The organism is Arthrobacter sp. LAPM80 (genome assembly GCF_046736435.1).
GTDB lineage: Bacteria > Actinomycetota > Actinomycetes > Actinomycetales > Micrococcaceae > Specibacter.
In genome coordinates, this window is sequence record NZ_JBCHVD010000017.1 from 60,826 (window position 1) to 78,562 (window position 17,737).

The 17,737-nt window shown below is 63.5% G+C and carries 12 protein-coding genes and 1 pseudogene; 8 read left to right on the forward strand and 5 right to left on the reverse strand.

The genetic code is table 11. From position 1 onward, the window contains the following. Positions 1-31 precede the first annotated feature (31 nt). Positions 32-1,894, reverse strand: a complete 1,863-nt coding sequence (locus tag AAGW05_RS15155) for a transketolase (RefSeq protein WP_411805388.1) — start codon at positions 1,892-1,894, stop codon at positions 32-34. Between the two features lie 421 nt (positions 1,895-2,315). On the opposite strand from AAGW05_RS15155, the gene AAGW05_RS15160 reads away from it, so the two are divergent. The 4 genes from AAGW05_RS15160 to AAGW05_RS15175 all read left to right on the forward strand — a co-directional run bounded on the left by AAGW05_RS15160 (position 2,316) and on the right by AAGW05_RS15175 (position 7,125). Continuing rightward, positions 2,316-3,359 carry a sugar porter family MFS transporter gene (locus AAGW05_RS15160; RefSeq protein ID WP_411805389.1) on the forward strand — a complete coding sequence of 348 codons (1,044 nt, stop codon included), beginning with the start codon at positions 2,316-2,318 and terminating at the stop codon, positions 3,357-3,359. A gap of 20 nt (positions 3,360-3,379) precedes the next feature. Next, complete coding sequence (locus AAGW05_RS15165; RefSeq protein WP_411805401.1) at positions 3,380-3,682, forward strand: MFS transporter; 303 nt, start codon at positions 3,380-3,382, stop codon at positions 3,680-3,682. A gap of 318 nt (positions 3,683-4,000) precedes the next feature. Next, positions 4,001-5,815: a molybdopterin-dependent oxidoreductase gene (locus AAGW05_RS15170; protein ID WP_411805390.1), complete on the forward strand. Its 1,815-nt coding sequence runs from the start codon at positions 4,001-4,003 to the stop codon at positions 5,813-5,815. A gap of 50 nt (positions 5,816-5,865) precedes the next feature. After that, the gene (locus AAGW05_RS15175) at positions 5,866-7,125 is read left to right on the forward strand and encodes an NAD(P)/FAD-dependent oxidoreductase (RefSeq protein ID WP_411805391.1); all 1,260 of its coding nucleotides are present in this window, start codon (positions 5,866-5,868) and stop codon (positions 7,123-7,125) included. Here AAGW05_RS15175 and AAGW05_RS15180 read toward each other — a convergent pair. Then, on the reverse strand, positions 7,119-8,189 hold the full coding sequence (locus AAGW05_RS15180; protein ID WP_411805392.1) for an NAD(P)-dependent oxidoreductase: 1,071 nt from the start codon (positions 8,187-8,189) through the stop codon (positions 7,119-7,121). The genes AAGW05_RS15175 and AAGW05_RS15180 overlap by 7 nt on opposite strands. Before the next feature lie 176 nt (positions 8,190-8,365). Here AAGW05_RS15180 and AAGW05_RS15185 point away from each other — a divergent pair, with 176 nt between their 5' ends. From AAGW05_RS15185 to AAGW05_RS15200, 4 genes are read left to right on the forward strand one after another with little or no spacing between them, the layout of a single operon-like run. Next, on the forward strand, positions 8,366-9,085 hold the full coding sequence (locus AAGW05_RS15185; RefSeq protein ID WP_411805393.1) for a succinate dehydrogenase cytochrome b subunit: 720 nt from the start codon (positions 8,366-8,368) through the stop codon (positions 9,083-9,085). Next, positions 9,073-11,025, forward strand: a complete 1,953-nt coding sequence (locus AAGW05_RS15190) for a fumarate reductase/succinate dehydrogenase flavoprotein subunit (protein WP_411805394.1) — start codon at positions 9,073-9,075, stop codon at positions 11,023-11,025. The genes AAGW05_RS15185 and AAGW05_RS15190 overlap by 13 nt, the downstream gene beginning before the upstream one ends. Then, the gene (locus AAGW05_RS15195) at positions 11,022-11,771 is read left to right on the forward strand and encodes a succinate dehydrogenase/fumarate reductase iron-sulfur subunit (protein WP_411805395.1); all 750 of its coding nucleotides are present in this window, start codon (positions 11,022-11,024) and stop codon (positions 11,769-11,771) included. The genes AAGW05_RS15190 and AAGW05_RS15195 overlap by 4 nt, the downstream gene beginning before the upstream one ends. A gap of 12 nt (positions 11,772-11,783) precedes the next feature. Continuing rightward, positions 11,784-14,606 (forward strand): aconitate hydratase, encoded by a 2,823-nt coding sequence (locus AAGW05_RS15200; protein WP_411805396.1) that lies wholly within the window; start codon positions 11,784-11,786, stop codon positions 14,604-14,606. 236 nt (positions 14,607-14,842) lie between these two features. Here the strand turns inward: AAGW05_RS15200 and AAGW05_RS15205 are convergent. From AAGW05_RS15205 to AAGW05_RS15215, 3 genes and pseudogenes are all read right to left on the reverse strand, one after another. Continuing rightward, a pseudogene (locus AAGW05_RS15205) lies at positions 14,843-15,401 on the reverse strand (recombinase family protein); the annotation flags it as partial. Between the two features lie 1,433 nt (positions 15,402-16,834). Further along, a complete protein-coding gene (locus tag AAGW05_RS15210; protein ID WP_411805397.1) occupies positions 16,835-17,206 on the reverse strand; it encodes a hypothetical protein in 372 nt (123 codons plus the stop codon). A gap of 20 nt (positions 17,207-17,226) precedes the next feature. Beyond that, positions 17,227-17,685: a J domain-containing protein gene (locus tag AAGW05_RS15215; protein ID WP_411805402.1), complete on the reverse strand. Its 459-nt coding sequence runs from the start codon at positions 17,683-17,685 to the stop codon at positions 17,227-17,229. Positions 17,686-17,737: the final 52 nt, after the last annotated feature.

The following is a 17,737-nucleotide window of genomic DNA, read 5'->3' on the forward strand; positions in this document are numbered from 1 at the left end:
CACCTTGTCTGTCAGGACCTGCTTATGGGGGTCACTGCCCGGCCAGTCCACGTGCGGCTGCCACTATGTGCCGGGAAGAGATACCGGCGGCGTCGAGGAGTTCGGCCGGTTTCCCTGAGGTGGGCAGCCCCCGCACGGCCAGGTGCGCGATTCTCAGGGCCGGCACGGAAGCGTTGGCCAGTGCTTCCAATACGGCGCTTCCCAGTCCGCCTTCGGGGTAGTGGTCCTCCACCACGACCAGCCGGCTCCCGGTGACCTTGCAGGCCTCAACCAGGGCTGCCCGGTCGATGGGCTTGATCGAGTAGGCGTCGATGACCCGGACCTTGATGCCCAATCCGGCGAGTTCATCTGCCGCGGCCAGGCACTCATGGAGTGTCACCCCGGCCCCGACCAAGGCCACCTGGTCCTCGGGCCCGGCGTGGTGGAGCTTGGAGCCGCCGACCGGGAACGTTTCCCCGTCCGGGTAGATCACCGGGTAGGCGCCCCGGGTGGTGCGCAAATACACGATGCCGTCGGTGTCGGCCATGGTCAAGGTGAGCCTGGCGGTGCAGGTGGCGTCGGCCGGGTACAGGACGATGGACCCGTATACGTCCCGCAGGGCGGCCAGATCCTCCAAGGCCATCTGGGATGGCCCGTCCTCCCCGATCTCCACCCCGGCGTGGGAACCCACCAGGCGGATGTTGGCTTGTGAGATTCCGGCCATGCGGATGAAGTCATAGGCGCGGGAGAAGAACACGGCAAAGGTGGAGGCAAAGGGGATGTACCCGCGCACCGCGACGCCCACGGCCGATGCGACCAGTTGCTGCTCGGCAATGAACATTTCAAAGTACCGTTCAGGGCACACCTTCGCGAACTCCTCGGCGTGCGTGGAGTTCCCGACTTCCCCGTCAAGGACGACGATTTCGGTGCGGGCTGCGAGTGCGGCGATGGCGGCGCCGAAGGCCACCCGGGTGGCCACCATCTCCCCAAGTTCGTAGCTGGGAAGAACGACGGCGGCGCCCGGATCCGGTGTGATGGCCGGGACCGCCCGGCCCGGTGGAGGGGCGGGTGTTGTGACACGCACACTGGTGGGCCCGCCCAACGCCGCGATGGCCCGTTCCGCCATCTCCGGAGGGAGGGCCTTGCCGTGCCAGCCGTTCTTGTCCTCCAGCTCAGGGACACCCTTGGCCTTGATGGTCTTGGCCAGGATCACCGTCGGCACATCGGTGGCGGACCGGGCCTGGCTCAGTGCCGCATCGATGGCGCCCAGGTCGTGCCCGTCGACGACGATGGGGCGGGCCCCAAATGCTTCCGCCCGGGCGGCGTACCGCTCCACGTCCCATTCCAGTTCGGTGGGTCCGCGCTGGCCAAGCCGGTTGATGTCCACGATCGCCGTCAGGTTCCCCAGCTTGTAGTAGCTGGCCTTGTCCAACGCCTCCCAGATCGAGCCCTCAGCCGTCTCGCTGTCCCCGCACAACACCCACACATGATAGGGCAGTCTGTCCAGGTACCTCCCCGCCAAGGCGATCCCGACGGCGTCCGGTAGGCCCTGGCCCAGGGAGCCGGTGGCCACGTCGACCCACGGCAGTACGGGGGTGGGATGCCCGGCCAGGCGTGCCCCGAGCCGTCGGTAGGTGTTGATGAGCTCATCCTCATCGACCACCCCGACGGCCCGGTACATGGAATACAGCAGTGGGGAGGCATGGCCCTTGGAGAAGATCAGATGGTCATTGACCGGCAAGTCGGGTTGGTCCCAGTCGTAGCGCAGATGCCCCGCCAGCAGGACAGCCATCAGGTCCGCCGCCGACAACGACGAGGTGGGATGCCCGGAACCGGCACTGGTGCTGCAACGGATCGAATCCACCCGCAACTGCCCGGCCAGCCTCCTACAAAGATCAAGCTGATCGTCATTCATGGTTGTACTCCTGCCAAACGGGGGTTCTCGTCGAAAACTTCCATAAGTGTTGAAGACAGGGAACTGCAGGGTCCAGGCGGCACCTGTCTTCAAGCTACACCCGCGGACACCGACCGGCCAGAGCACGACCAGGTAACCCCTTTTCTGCGGGGTGCCACGGTTACTGCGGCACCAACTCCCCTTGTTGCCCCGTTTGGCACAGTGGTAGATTTCCCCACAAGGCCGCCACAACGCAAGGCAAAGGCAGCTGACAGCCACAGCCCAAGCACCGGCCCGGCTTCACTGTTGGCCACCCAAGGGGGCCAGGATCGTGGTGGACCGTGAGTGCAAATCCAGCAGATGAAGCCGCCCCGCCACCCGGGGCAGGGAACACCCCGCCCCCCATCGGGGAAGAATCCTCATCATCACCATCGCGGCCGCCTTGGGCGGCCTCCTGTTCGGTTTTGACACCTCCGTGATCAACGGGGCGGTCAATTCGATCCAGTCCACCTTCAGCATGGGCTCCGCGGCCGTGGGAATCACCGTGGCCATCACGTTGATCGGCTGTGCCATCGGTGCCTGGTTCGCCGGCCAACTGGCCGATGTCTGGGGCCGCAAGCCCGTCATGGTCCTGGCAGCGTCCTTGTTCGTGATCAGTTCAATCGGCTCGGCCTATGCCTTCGCCGTGTGGGAGCTGATGTCGTGGCGGATCATAGGCGGGCTGGCCATCGGCATCGCCTCAGTCATAGCCCCTACCTACATTGGCGAAATGGCCCCTGCCCGGATACGTGGCGGGCTCAGCTCGCTCCAACAATTGGCCATCACGCTGGGCATCTTCCTGGCACTGCTCTCCGACGCGGGCCTGGAAAGGGCTGCCGGCGGCGCCGGAAACCAGTTATGGTGGGGCATGGACGCCTGGCGGTGGATGCTGTTGGTCGGCGTCATCCCCGCCGTCGTCTACGGCCTGCTGTCCCTGACGATTCCAGAGTCCCCCCATTTCCTGATCCGCAAGGGTCGGAACCAGGATGCGCTGGCCGTCATCCGGCGCGTCACCGCGCCAACGGATCCCGAGGGGCGCCTGAAAGAAATCGCGGAGAGCCTGGAAAACGAGCGGCGCTCGACCTACCGTGACTTGCGCGGCCCCGCGCTCGGGCTCCAACCCATCCTGTGGATCGGCATCGGCATGGCCGCGTTTCAAGAGCACGTGGGCATCAACGCCATTTTCTACTACTCCACCACGCTGTGGGAGTCGGTGGGTTTCAGCCAGCAAGACTCGTCCACGACGTCCGTGATCACGGCCACGATCAATGTGGTGCTGACGTTCGTCGCCATATTCTTCGTCTACAAGGTCGGACGCAAACGCCTGCTGCTGGTCGGTTCAGTGGGCATGTTCGTCGGACTCATCGCCGCCGCAATCTCCTTCTCCCAAGCCACCGGCTCAGGAACCTCCCTCTCGCTCCCGGCCCCTGGGGGCCGATCGCCCTGATCGGCGCCAACCTGTTCGTCATCTTCTTCGCCGCCACATGGGGGCCGGTCATGTGGGTGGTCCTCGGGGAAGTCTTCCCGAACAAGATCCGCGGCCTGGCCCTGGGCATCGCGACAGCATTCAACTGGATCTTCAACTTCATCGTGACCTTGCTCTTCCCAATCATGAGCGCCGCCGTCGGCCTCGGCTACGTCTACGCCGGCTTCGCGTTCTTTGCCGTCCTGTCCTTCTGGTTCGTCAAGGCCCTGCTACCGGAGATCAACGGACTCGAACTGGAAGACAAAAACAAACTACTCCGCCACAAAAAGCCACTGACCACATAGCGGCCGCAAGCACCAGGCCATGACCCATCCACCGCGCACGACGTACCGCTGCACCATGCCATGGCGCGAAGTGCACTTCAGCGAGGTTCGACACCGCGGAAGAAAAGTTGTGGTCCACCTTCTTCATTTCGGCCGTTGCCCACAATCCTCGGAGACTGAGAGAACACGAGCACACCGGAACCAGGACGACGACACAGCCGCCAGGGATAAGGTGACTCCTCGAAGCGCCGAAATCGACGGTTTGTTGGATCGCTGGGATCATTTCTCGACGGATCTGAGCCCTATCAGATCCGCATGTCCAGGGCTAGGCTCAAAATTATGAAAACACCGGCAGATCCGCAGTCCTTCCCGTCGGACGATGGACGCCCCACGCAGCCGCCTCCGCCCGCAGCGGATGAGGGGCCGCACGCGTACAAGAGTTTCCGGTCGGAGCTGACCCATAAGGACGACGACGTCATCGATGCGCAGTGGGCGGGCTCTATTCCGGCGCAGTACGGGGTGGCCCCCCGTGTGCGGATCGGTGCGAGCAAGTGGTTCAACCTGCTCTGGCTGATTCCGATCGGCTTTTTGCTGTTGGTCATCGGGGTCGCGGTCGCCAGAGGAATCCGGGATCTCCCCGGCGTTCAGGCCTTCATGGCCCAGTACCCGGGTACGTCCAGCCTTCCGGGCGGCGCTCCGGTGGGATTCTCTGCGTGGGTGGGCTGGCAACACTTCCTGAACCTGTTTTTCATGATCTTCATCATCCGCTCCGGATGGCAGATCCTGGCTGACCATCCCCGGCTGTATTGGACCCGTCACAGCGGTCCCGGCAGGAACTGGTTCCGGATGCAGATACCCGTGCCCGAAGACCCTCTGTACACCGCGAAGCAAGATTCGATCACGCTGCCCGCCGGTGTCGGCCTGCCCGGTCGGCGCCACACCATCGGGCTGGCGCGCTGGTGGCACCTCGGTGTTGACACGCTGTGGCTGCTCAACGGACTGGTGTTTTATATCCTGCTCTTTAGCACCGGACAGTGGCTGCGCCTGATTCCGCTGCACTGGGACGTCATCCCCAATTCCATCTCAGTGGGCATCCAATACCTTTCCCTGGACTGGCCGGTGGAAACCGGATGGACCAACTACAACAGCCTGCAACTCATCGCCTACTTCATCACCGTCTTCATAGCCGCCCCGCTGGCCCTGATCACCGGATTGGGCATGTCACCGGCACTGTCGACGAAGTTCAGGTGGATCAGCTCTGCGTTCAGCATCCAGGTGGCCCGCTCGCTGCACTTTTTGGTCATGTGCTGGTTTGTGCTCTTCATCATCATCCACGTCACCCTGGTCCTGACAACGGGCGCACTGAACAACCTCAACCACATGTACGCCTCACAGAACACCGAGTCCTGGACCGGGTTCTGGATCTTCGCCGCGTCCATGGTCATCGTCATCGTTGGCTGGGTTGCCGCGACCCCCTTGACCTACCGCTATCCACGGCTCATCCAGCGTGTCAGCTACGCACTGATAGGTCCGGCACAGCGGTTGTTTGAGCATATTGATTCCAAGCCTGGCCAGTACACGGAGAAGGACATCTCCCCGTACTTCTGGCACAACGGCAAATACCCCGAATCCCGGGAATACACAGATCTGCGCGAAGGCAACTTCGCCAACTATAAGTTGCAGGTCAGCGGGCTGGTGGAAAACCCGGTGGAGTTGGACCTGGTGCAGTTGCGGGCGCTTCCCCACCACGAGCAGATCACCCAGCACTTTTGCATCCAGGGCTGGTCGGGCGTGGCGAAATGGGGAGGGGTGTCCATGCAGACCATCATGGATTTGGTTAACCCGACGCCTGAAGCGAAGTGGGTGATCTTTTATTCCTTTGCCGAAGGTTCGGACGCAGGAACGTACTACGATGCCCAACCCATCGAGCAAATGCATTACGGGCTGACCATGCTCGCCTATGACATGAATGGCCAGGCCCTCTCCTTCGGTCACGGCGCCCCGGTGCGGTTGCGCAACGAGGTGCAACTCGGCTTCAAAATGGTCAAGTGGATCAAAGGCATCGAATTCGTCGAAAGCTTCTCCGAAGTTGGCGGCGGCCAAGGCGGGTACAACAACGACCATGAGTTCTTTGGCTACAGCCAATCCATCTAGACAGCCCCCAACACACCCCGACGGCACAGCCGCCACAAGGAGAAGTTCACATGGGAACCCGGGAGACATTCGTCATTGTTGGTGCCGGACTGGCCGGAGCAAAAGCAGCCGAGGCGCTGCGCGGGGAGGGATTTGCCCGGCGGATCCTGCTGCTGGGTGAGGAACCCGAGCGTCCCTATGAGCGGCCGCCGCTGTCCAAGGACTTCCTGCAGGGCACATCCGAGAGGGAAAAGATCTTTGTCCATGCCAAGTCTTGGTATGCCGAGCACGACGTCGAACTTCGCACCAGCACCAAGGCCACCGGGATCGATTCGTCCGCGCACCGGGTGGACTGCGCCCGGGGAGGACCTGTCAGCTATGACAAGCTGCTGCTGGCAACCGGTGCCTCCCCGCGCCTGCTTTCCCTGCCGGGCAGCGACCGGCATCGGGTGTATTACCTGCGTCGCATCGAGGACAGTCAACAACTGAAGTTTGCGCTCTCGACCTGCTCACGTGTCGCAATCCTGGGCGCCGGCTGGATCGGGCTCGAAGTCGCCGCCGCCGCCCGGACGGCAGGCCTGGAGGTCACCCTGTTGGAGCGGGGCCAGCTTCCCCTCCAGCGCATCCTGGGCGCCGAGGCCGCCGATATATTTGCGAAGCTGCACCGCGACCACGGCGTGGACCTGCGCTGCGGCGTCCAGGCGGCCCGGATCACCGGGGATGATCCCCGGCATGCCACCGGCGTGCAACTGGCTGATGGGGCCCACATCGCGGCGGATCTTGTCGTGGCCGGCATCGGTGCCGTTCCCAACACCGCCCTGGCCAAGGCAGCCGGGCTCGTGCTGGAGAACGGAATCAAGGTTGATGAACACCTGCGCTCCTCGGACCCGGACATCTACGCGGCCGGAGACGTTGCCAACGCATTCCACCCGATGCTGGGCAAACACGTCCGCATCGAACACTGGTTCAACGCACTGAGCCAGCCGGCCGTTGCGGCCCGGTCCATGCTGGGTGCCGACGCGGCCTACGACGAGGTGCCGTACTTTTACAGTGACCAGTACGAGTTGGGGATGGAGCACTCCGGCTACGTGGCCGCGGGCGGCTACGACGAGGTGCTCTTTCGCGGGGACAAGGAGGACCTGGAATGTATTGTCTTCTGGCTCAAGGACCGCCAGGTCCTGGCAGGGATGAACATCAACATCTGGGACCAGACCGAGACCATCAAGGCCTTGGTGCGCTGCGGCCGGCCTGTCGACACGGCAGACCTGGCAGACACCGGGATCCCCCTGGCGGACGTCCTGGCAGCCGCCGAACCCCGGACCACTCAGTAGCGCAGGGACGGCCGGAGAAGGCCAACAAGTTTCTCCCCGTCCAGGTAGCGGCGGAGATTCGCTGTAAAGGAGGCGATAAGTCGTTCGTTCCCGCGCCGGGACACTGCGGCGGCATGGGGGCTGATCAACACGTTGGGCAGGGACGGGAGTGGACTCTCGGGTGGCAACGTTCCGGCGGCAAAGGCGTCCAGGACGGTTGCCGCCGGCTGGCCGTCCCCCAAACCTTTGACCAGCGCCTGCTCGTCAATGACGGTACCGTGCCCGATGTTGACCAGGACCGCGTCGGCGCGCATCCGGCTGATCGCCCCGGCCCCGATCAGGCCCCTGGTCTTCCCTGTCAGGGGCAAGGCCAGGACGACGGCGTGGGAGACCGCGAGCATGTCCCCCAGAAACCGTGCGGGCCGCAACCGGTCCACGTTGGGTGCCCGCCCGTTCCCTGTCCGGGTGATGGCCAGCACGTGCATGCCGAACGCCTTGCCAAGCCGCGCAACTTCCGCCCCTGCGGGGCCCAGTCGAAGAACAAGCAGGGTCTGCCCAGCGAGCTCTGCCATCGGGAACTGCCCCGAGTGCCCCCGGGAATCGGAGCGCAGGGGTGGAAGCCCTTTGGCGAACGCGGGCACGGCGAACATCGCGAACTCGGCCAGCGGCCCGGCCTGGATTCCGTCGACCCCGGCGATCCGTACCCTGTCCAATTCCTGGACAGTCAGCCCGGCGGCAGCCACCAATACGCCCACCCCGCCAACCGTTGCCTGCACCCACCGCAGCCCAGTGTTGGTGCGCACCAGGTCCACCAGGTCCCCTGCGTTGTCCTGGGGCCAACCGAGGACGATCTCCGCCTCGGCCAGCATCGCCCGCCACTGGGATTCATGGTCCCGGCTCCATTGAAAGCCACCGGTCCTTTTGCCGTGCCCGGGGAACCCCGGCGCAGGCAACAGCCGCGGTTCATAGCGCACATTAAGCCTGTAATCGACCGCCCTGATGGCCGACACCCACCCCGGTTCAATCGCGGCCGCAACCGCCACGACGATCCGTCTCCTGCCCACCATCTCCTGATCCGTGGTCACCACTTCATCGTAGATGAAGCCGGCCATACGATCGAGGGGCTTGCCCCGGTCGGCCAGTGCGAGGGCGGCGCCCGTGGCCAGAAGCCGGCATCGCCGGCGGGATAACGGGGGGAAGCTGCCCACCGCGGACCACGCACATGCTGGCGTGTTGGCCGGACCGGGCCTATGGTGAGCTCATGGGAACTGGCAATGAGGCTGGCGTGCGCTCCACCGCAGCACGGTCATCGGTGGCACTTCATGCGGCGATGGCCGTCACCGGGCTGATCATGGTCCTTTTTCTGCTGGCACACATGTATGGCAACTTGAAGGTTTTCGAGGGCCAAGAAGGCTTTGACGGTTACGCGGCGTACTTGCGTGAGATCGGCCAGCCCCTGCTGCCGTACGCGGGCGCGTTATGGATCATCCGCGTGATACTGCTGGCCAGTGTCCTGGCCCACATCTTTTCCGCATTCACACTGTGGCACCGCTCTAGGGCGGCGACTGCAGGCAAGGGCGGGTGGAGGTATGAGAGCCGTGGTAACCGCCGGGGCGTCCAGCGCAGCTATTCTTCGTTCACGATGCGCTGGGGTGGGGTGCTCATCGGCCTTTTCGTCATCTATCACGTCCTGAATCTGAGTGCGGACTACATTGCGCCAGGCGGTACCTCGACGAGCCCTTACCAGCGCATGGTCAACAGTTTCCAGATCTGGTGGGTCGTGCTCTCCTATGTGGTGGCCCTGATCGCTCTCAGTTTCCATTTGCGCCATGGAATCTGGAGCGCGTTTGCTTCGCTGGGGGCCAACACATCGGTGGCCCGCCGGCGCTTCCTGAACCAGCTGGCAACCGTCGTCGCGCTGTTGATTCTGGTGGGCTTTTTGATTCCGCCGCTGGTGATCTTTGCAGGATGGGTGAGCTGATGGACCAGTTATTCACGGTCGGGGAACCGATTCAGGATGCGAAGGCTCCCGCTGGCCCGCTCCAGAACCAGTGGGAGGCCCGCCGTTTTGCTGCGAAGCTGATCAACCCGGCCAACCGGCGCAAGCTCTCCGTCATCATTGTCGGCACCGGGTTGGCCGGTGCGTCGGCGGCGGCAACGCTGGGCGAGGCCGGTTACCAGGTCAAGAGCTTCTGTTACCAGGACACTCCCCGGCGCGCGCACAGCATTGCCGCCCAGGGCGGGATCAATGCGGCCAAGGACTACCGCAATGACGGCGACAGCGTCCAACGCCTGTTCTATGACACGGTCAAGGGCGGGGACTACCGGTCGCGGGAGTCCAATGTCTACCGGCTGGCGGAGGTCAGTTCCGCGATCATCGACCAATGCGTTGCCCAGGGGGTTCCGTTCGCCCGCGACTACGGCGGACTGCTGGACACGCGTTCCTTTGGCGGGGTGCAGGTGTCCCGGACCTTCTACGCGCGCGGCCAGACGGGGCAGCAACTGCTGCTGGGCGCCTACCAGGCCCTTGAACGCCAGGTCGGCGCCGGAACCGTCGAGGTGCACACCCGCCATGAAATGCTCGAACTGATCGTCATTGATGGCAAGGCCCGGGGCGTTGTGGTCCGGGACCTTGTTGACGGGACGCTGGAGACCCACTTGGCAGACGCCGTCGTGCTCGCCTCGGGGGGCTACGGCAACGTCTACCACCTCTCAACCAACGCCATGGGATGCAACACCACAGCCACCTGGCGTGCCCACCGCAAGGGCGCACTGTTCGCCAATCCATGCTTCACCCAGATTCACCCGACATGCATCCCGGCCAGCGGGGAACACCAGTCCAAGCTGACGCTGATGAGTGAATCACTGCGCAACGACGGTCGTATCTGGGTGCCCAAGAAAGTCGGTGACGGCCGGGATCCACGGGAAATTCCCGATGCCGAGCGGGACTACTACCTCGAGCGCCAGTACCCGGCCTTCGGCAACCTCGTCCCCAGGGACGTGGCCTCCCGTGCGGCCAAAAACCAGTGCGACACGGGCCACGGGGTGGGCCCCGGTGGGCGCGGGGTCTACCTTGACTTCGCCGACGCCATCGCCCGGCTGGGCCGTCCCGCCATCGAGGAGAAATACGGCAACCTCTTTGACATGTACCACAAGATCACCGACGAGGACCCCTACCGGGCGCCGATGCGCATCTACCCGGCCGTGCACTACACTATGGGCGGGCTGTGGGTGGACTACGACCTCGAGAGCTCCATCCCCGGACTTTTCGTCATCGGCGAGGCGAACTTCTCCGACCACGGCGCGAACCGGCTCGGGGCCAGCGCACTAATGCAGGGCTTGGCCGACGGCTACTTCATCCTGCCCAACACCATCAACGACTATCTCGCCAAGAATCCCGCCGACGCCGCAGACCCTTCCCACCCGGAGGCAGTAAAAGCACTGGCCACGGTCAGCGGACGCCTCCACCGGCTCCTGGCCATCAACGGCACCAAGAGCGTTGATTCGTTCCACAAGGAGCTCGGGGTCATCGTATGGGAGTACTGCGGGATGGAACGCAACGCCGAGGGCCTCCATCACGCCATCACCCTGATCCGGTCGCTCAAGGACGAGTTCTGGACCGACGTCAAGGTCACGGGCATGAACGAGGAACTCAACCAGACCCTGGAACGGGCCGGGCGCGTCGCAGACTTCTTTGAGCTGGCCGAGCTCATGTGCATCGATGCCCTCCACCGGGCGGAATCCTGCGGCAGCCACTTCCGCACCGAAAGCCAAACCGGCGACGGCGAGGCGTTGCGCGACGACAATGCGTTCGCCTATGTCGCAGCCTGGGAATTCACCGGCGAGAACTCCCCGCCACGGCTGCGCAAGGAAAACCTCGAATACCACAACGTCGAGTTGGCGCAGAGGAGCTACAAATGAACATCACTGTGCGCATCTGGCGCCAACACGACCGATCTGCCGCGGGCCGAATGGTCAGCTACACCATGGACGGCATATCACCCGACATGTCCTTTTTGGAAATGCTCGACGTGCTCAATGACCAGCTCACGGCCACCGGGGATGACCCGGTCGCCTTCGACCACGACTGCCGCGAAGGCATCTGCGGCATGTGCAGCCTGGTCATCAACGGCATCGCCCACGGCCCGGAGGCGCTCACCACCACCTGCCAGCTGTACATGCGCCACTTCAACGACGGCGACACCATCGATATCGAACCATGGCGCTCCGCATCCTTCCCGATCCTGCGTGACCTCATCGTGGACAGAAGCGCCATGGACAGGATCATCCAGGCCGGCGGCTACATCAGCGCCCCAACCGGGGCAGCCCCGGACTCTGCGGCAACACTTGTCCCCAAGAAGGACGCAGACCGCGCCTTCGACGCAGCCGTCTGCATCGGCTGCGGGGCCTGCATCGCCGCCTGCCCCAACGGCTCGGCGATGCTGTTCACCGGTGCCAAGGCCAACCATCTGGGCGCCATCCCCCAAGGCCAGCCCGAGCGCCACTCACGGGCGCTCGCCATGGTCAACCAACACGACGCCGAGGGCTTCGGCGGCTGCACACAGATCGGCGAATGCACCGCCGTGTGCCCGGTCGGAATCCCACTGGACATGATCTCCTTCCTCAACGCAGACGTCCTGTCCGCATTGCCCAAAGAAAACACCTGATCGGATGCCCCCATGTCGAACAGTTTTGGCGCCCGCAATACGCTGACGGTTGGCAATGAAAGCTACGAAATCTTCCGCCTCGATGCAGTGGAAGGCTCGGAGCGGCTTCCCTACAGCCTGAAAATACTGCTGGAAAATCTGCTCCGCAATGAAGACGGCCGACTGGTCACTGCCGAACAGGTGGCCGCACTCGCCAAATGGGATCCGGCCGCCGAGCATGGTTCGGAGGTCCAATTCACTCCGGCGCGCGTGCTGCTGCAAGATTTCACCGGCGTCCCGTGCGTCGTGGACATGGTCGCCATGCGTGATGCAATGGCAGCGCTGGGCGGTGACCCACAGAAGATCAACCCGTTGATCCCCTCGGAACTGGTGATTGACCACTCCGTCATCGCTGACGTCTTCGGCACTTCGGATGCATTTGCGACCAACGCAGAGCTGGAATTCTCCCGGAACAAGGAACGCTACCAACTGCTGCGCTGGGCACAGCAGGCCTTCTCCGACTTCCTCGTCGTCCCGCCCGATACTGGCATCTGCCACCAGATCAACCTTGAGTACCTCTCCCGCGTGATCTTCACGCGGGAGGCGGCGAAAGGACCCAGCAGCGGCGATAGCGTGGACCTGCGCCAGGCATATCCGGACACCCTGGTCGGCACCGACTCCCACACGCCCATGGTCAACGGGCTCGGCGTGTTGGGCTGGGGCGTCGGCGGCATCGAAGCCGAGGCCGCCATGCTTGGCCAGCCGATGAGCATGCTGATCCCTCCCGTGGTGGGCCTCAAGCTCACCGGCGCCTTGCGCGAGGGCGTGACCGCGACAGACTTGGTCCTGACCGTGGCCCAGCGACTACGCCAGCTCGGCGTTGTCGGCAAGTTCGTCGAGTTTTACGGTCCAGGTGTGGCTGGCATTCCACTGGCCAATCGCGCCACCCTTGGAAATATGAGCCCGGAATATGGTTCAACTTGCACAATTTTCCCGATCGACGACGTCACCTTGGATTATCTTCGTCTGACCGGACGGCCGGAACAGCAAATTCAGCTGGTGGAAGCCTACGCCAAGGAGCAGGGGCTCTGGCATGACGCCGGGCACGAAGCGAGCTATTCCCAGTCTGTGGAGTTCGACCTGGCCGGGGTGGAACCGTCCATCGCCGGTCCCAAGCGCCCGCAGGACCGCATCCCGCTGTCCGATGCTCGCCGGGTAATCGGCACGATCCTCACCGGGGGTTCCGAGGACCCTGCGGAACTGGAAGGACTCGATGAGGCATCGGCCGAGTCGTTCCCGGCCAGCGACCCGCTGGCCTGCGACAGGGATCGCCCGGGTGACCGTCCCGTGAACCGTGACAGTGACGGTAACGGAGCTACCTCAAAGTACCCGTCGAATCCGGCTCGATTAACATTGCCGGGCACCAAGCCGGTTATTGTCGACCACGGCCACGTCGTCATCGCCGCGATCACCAGCTGCACCAACACGTCCAACCCCTCCGTGATGATCGGCGCCGGACTGCTGGCCAAGAAGGCGGTGGAGCACGGCTTGAGATCAAAGCCGTGGGTGAAGACCTCGCTGGCGCCCGGGTCCCGCGTCGTCACCGACTACCTCGACAAGGCCGGGCTGACTCCTTATCTGAATCAGCTTGGTTTCAACCTAGTTGGCTACGGCTGCACCACCTGCATCGGCAACTCCGGTCCGCTAATTCCGCAGGTAGCACAGGCCGTGACAGCCAACGATCTCAATGTCAGTTCGGTGCTCAGCGGGAACCGCAACTTTGAGGGGAGGATCCACCCGCAGACCCAAATGAATTTTCTTGCCTCACCACCGCTGGTGGTCGCTTATGCGCTGGCCGGCACGATGAACATTGACCTGCTCACGGATTCACTGGGCGAGGGCACGTCGGGTGAGCCCGTTTACCTGCGCGATATCTGGCCCTCCAGCCAGGAAATCCAGGAAGTGGTCGGCGAAGCAGTCCATGCCAAGATGTTTGCCGCTGGCTACGCCAACGTCTTCGATGGGGATCACAACTGGCAAAACCTTCAAATTCCCACAGCCGACATGTTCGCCTGGGATGATGCTTCCACGTATGTGCGCAGACCGCCGTATTTCGACCAAATGCCACCCCAACCACAACCGGTGACGGACATTTCCGGCGCCCGGGTGCTTGCCTTTCTGGGGGACTCGGTGACGACCGATCATATTTCACCGGCCGGGGCGATCAAGAAAGACTCCCCCGCCGGCCGCTACCTGCTGGACCACGGCGTACAGCCCGGTGACTTCAACTCCTACGGATCCCGCCGCGGCAACCATGAGGTCATGATCCGGGGCACGTTCGCCAACATCAGGCTGCGCAATAAGTTGGTGCCCGGTACCGAGGGCGGATTCACCCGCCATCTGCCAGACGGCGAGCAGCTGAGCATCTTCGATGCGTCCCGGAAATATCTCGAAAACAACGTCCCGTTGATCGTAATCGCCGGGGCCGAATACGGCTCCGGATCCTCCAGGGACTGGGCCGCCAAGGGCACCCTGCTGCTGGGCGTCAAGGCGGTGCTGGCCACCTCATTCGAACGGATCCATCGCTCCAACCTCATCGGCATGGGCGTACTCCCGATACAGTTCAGCCCCGGCGAGAACGCAGAAAAGCTTGGGCTCAGCGGTGAAGAGGAGTACTCCATCACAGGGCTCGCCGGCGCCGCCGGCATCCCAAAACAAGTCCTGGTGCGAGTCGAACAGGATGGAAAATCCCAAAACATCACAGCCGTCGTGCGGATCGACACCCCCGCCGAGGCCGCATATTTCCAAAACGGCGGGATCCTCCAATACGTCCTGCGCCAGCTCCTGGCGTCCTAAGCTCACATAGGTCCCGGCCACGGCAGCAGCCCCCAACCTTGCTTATCGGCAATGGCGCTATCTAGGACTCTGGCTATCCTGGAGTTGTCGACTTGGGGGCAACCGGCAGATGACTCCCATTTTGAAAGAAATCAGGCTCACCTCACGGCTATTTTGTGGAGGTTGACGTTCCTTGGCGGGGTTCCGTGGCCGCTTGGTGTCGGCTTCAGGAAAAATGCGCCCAGTGCCGAGTCGATGAGTGTTCGCGATCGTCCATAAAACGTTGCGCGGGACATTCCGAGATCACAGGCAACCTGCGCAGCAGGCTCACTGCCCTCGACCCGGCGCACAGCGCTGCGAATCTGACTGTCGGTCACCCGGAGGGTCGGCCCCCAGGTCCTTCCCCGCTTCCCTGCGTTTGCTCATCGAGTCTGTGACACGTTCACGCTTGATCTCGTGCTCCATTTGCGCCAAAACGGCCATGATCGTAAACAACATCGACCCCATCGGTGTTGCGGTGTCGACATCCCCGCCGGCCAGGTTCAACACGCGCAAACTAGCGCCCCGGGCACGAAGCTCCTCTGCGAAGGCGCGCATGTTCTGCGTGGATCGGCCGAGCCGATCCAACGTCGAAATCGCCAAGGTGCCACCCTCGATCAATGCTGCCAGCGCCCGATCAAACTCCGGACGCGGTGCCCGCGCCCCAGACACACCAGTATCCACATAGAGATCATCACCTAGAACGCCGGCAGCCAGAAGATCCGCCGCCTGCCGGCGGGTGGACTGCTGCCGGGTGGAAACACGCGCGTAGCCGATCCGGCAATATGGCGTGTGGGATTCTCGGTTGGTCGCCCGAGTGAGTGTCCCGTAAAACTACAGCGTCTTGAGAAATTGGTCAGGGCTTCCCTCCATTGATGGTCTGCACTGGCTGTGAGTCGTCTCGATAAGGGCGTGGTTTTGATCGCGGTTAGGGGCCGATGGGGGTGTTTCCCGGGCGGCGTCGACGATCTCAGTTGTGAGCGCGCCGAGCTTTTTGGCCGTCCGGGTCGGGGTGAGAGCCGCCAGGTGTTTCTTCCACTCGCACGCTGGCAGCGGTTATTCGAACCGGTGTGTCCGTGGACGACCGTCCGTGGAACATTTCTTGTGCTCGGCGTTGAATCTGCATGTCGTGTTCCACCAACGTGTTCCCTCGGGTACTCCCTGGTGGACACATGACAACGGCCCCGCTGCAACGAGTTCTCACTCGCCGCATCGGGTCCGTCGTGGTTCGGCTACTGCTCACATCACTTGGACAGCCGATGGTACCGTCCCGGCCGGGCTGCGGGGATCACCCATGGCATACAAGACGGCCGGCAACCGGCATTATGGCGGTGTCGAGGAAAGTGCCTCGGCAGCAACGCAACCATTCACGGTCATTGATGCCGGTGAGTAACGTTCAGCACGGAGCCGTGCAGGCAAGGGGGCGAGGTGTAGCCTTCAGGGCGTTACTGATTTCCGGGGCGGCAGAGATCGATGACTGGCTGAGGAAGGTGGGGCGAAGATGATGGACCCGGACAAGGAAAGTGTCGACACGAAAGACCTCCAGGACGGGGCCCTGCCGGTCCCGGTGCACGCCTGAAGGTGGGCGGGACAACCGTCCCGAAACGCACCAGTGGTCCCCGGTGGGTTGATGGTTGCCACTGGTACTTCAGCCATGATCTATGGGAGGTGATATAGATTCCGTGTGGTTGAAGCGGCATTATGGGTTTAAGGGCCACCCCGTCCGTCCGCGGTGGCTGCACCCATTACCGGCCACCACACCGGCCGGAAGGGGCAGCGGTCCGGTGGATGGGATTGTCGTGGGGAGAGGGTCATGATTCTGAAGGAAGTTTCGGTTGAGCGGTTCATTTTCACGTGCACTGGTTGTGGGCACGCCTAGGTGGCGGACCACGACGCCCAGCATGTGGAGGTCGGGCACGGACATGAAGAGGATTATTTCTTCCTCGACGGGTTGCCGTGCCCGGATCCGACCGGCCCGAGTGAAACGACGTGCCCGCACTGCGGCCGGGCCTCGGTCCTTGTTCACCTCAGCGCCCGCAGGGTCAGACCCTCAGTGATGCACACACCCCCAGACGGCCCGGGTGAGGAACCCACGCAGGCCCGCACGGCCGCCAGGGTCAAGGCCCCGCGACTCCCCGGCGCGCAATAGCTGCCGCCGACCCGTCAGGTTCCGCTGGCCCGTCCGTGCGCGGGTTTTGTTGTGTGGGCGATTAGTGGTCGTCGGGGCCGTAGAGGAAGGCGTTGGCGTGATCGACGGCTTTTTTGAAGGCGTCATTTCGCAGGGTGATGTGCTGGCTTTGTTGGGTTTCAATGTAATCGGTGATTCCCGGGCGCAGCAGCCAGATATCTCCTGCCGGGGGTAGGTAGAACACGGCGAAGGAACGGTGACTGTCGTCATCGGTCCATACCGGCACGACGGCCAGCGCGGCACCGGTGTCGGCATTGATCCATTGGGCCCGGGGCATGGGTAGTTCGTGGAGTTCGGGGTCCAGGAACGGGGCCGTGCCCTCGCCCCAACGCTGCTCGAAGCGTTCATGGAACGCCGGCAACAAGGGTGTGTCATAGCGACGCCAAGCACTCATCTAACTACACCTCCTAGTCTCTAACTACATCTTCTGGTCGGTGGTTCCCACCGCAAGTGCCCGACCATGATCGGCGGCCACCCCGGCAGTGCTCCGGGCCTTCCCTGCCCCGCACCGTGTGGTTGGCCAGAACCGCACGGCGGGCCGGGATTGTGTGGTTGGCTAGGTGCCGTGTCCGGGGGCTGGTGGCACTGGTCGTAGAGGGCCCGTCGGGCCGGGTCGCCCAGCACGGCGTGGGGGTCCATGATGCCCTGGAGCAGCTCAGCCTCAGCGGCCGCTTCTCCCGGTGCGGACGATGCTGGGCGGGTGTCCGGGTGGTGTTGGCGCAGCAGGGACCTGTAGGCGCGCCGGATGTCCCCGGCGCTGGCCTGGGTTCCAAGGTGCAGCACGGCATAGAAGTCCGGTAAACACCTCAAGTCGCTGCCCGCTTTCTCTCGACCACCCCTGACGCACCCATGCTGTCCCCTGCCACCGGTCACCGGGAGTGGTGCCGGGCACCCCCAGGAGGCGGTGGAATTCGGTTGCCTTCGC

Excerpts from the sequence above, each read along its gene's own strand:
- AAGW05_RS15185 (WP_411805393.1), top strand. The coding sequence starts at position 8,366 with ATGGGAACTGGCAATGAGGCTGGCGTGCGCTCCACCGCAGCACGGTCA.
- AAGW05_RS15210 (WP_411805397.1), bottom strand. The coding sequence starts at position 17,206 with ATGAGTGCTTGGCGTCGCTATGACACACCCTTGTTGCCGGCGTTCCAT.
- AAGW05_RS15155 (WP_411805388.1), bottom strand. The coding sequence starts at position 1,894 with ATGAATGACGATCAGCTTGATCTTTGTAGGAGGCTGGCCGGGCAGTTG.
- AAGW05_RS15195 (WP_411805395.1), top strand. The coding sequence starts at position 11,022 with ATGAACATCACTGTGCGCATCTGGCGCCAACACGACCGATCTGCCGCG.
- AAGW05_RS15170 (WP_411805390.1), top strand. The coding sequence starts at position 4,001 with ATGAAAACACCGGCAGATCCGCAGTCCTTCCCGTCGGACGATGGACGC.
- AAGW05_RS15190 (WP_411805394.1), top strand. The coding sequence starts at position 9,073 with ATGGGTGAGCTGATGGACCAGTTATTCACGGTCGGGGAACCGATTCAG.
- AAGW05_RS15200 (WP_411805396.1), top strand. The coding sequence starts at position 11,784 with ATGTCGAACAGTTTTGGCGCCCGCAATACGCTGACGGTTGGCAATGAA.
- AAGW05_RS15175 (WP_411805391.1), top strand. The coding sequence starts at position 5,866 with ATGGGAACCCGGGAGACATTCGTCATTGTTGGTGCCGGACTGGCCGGA.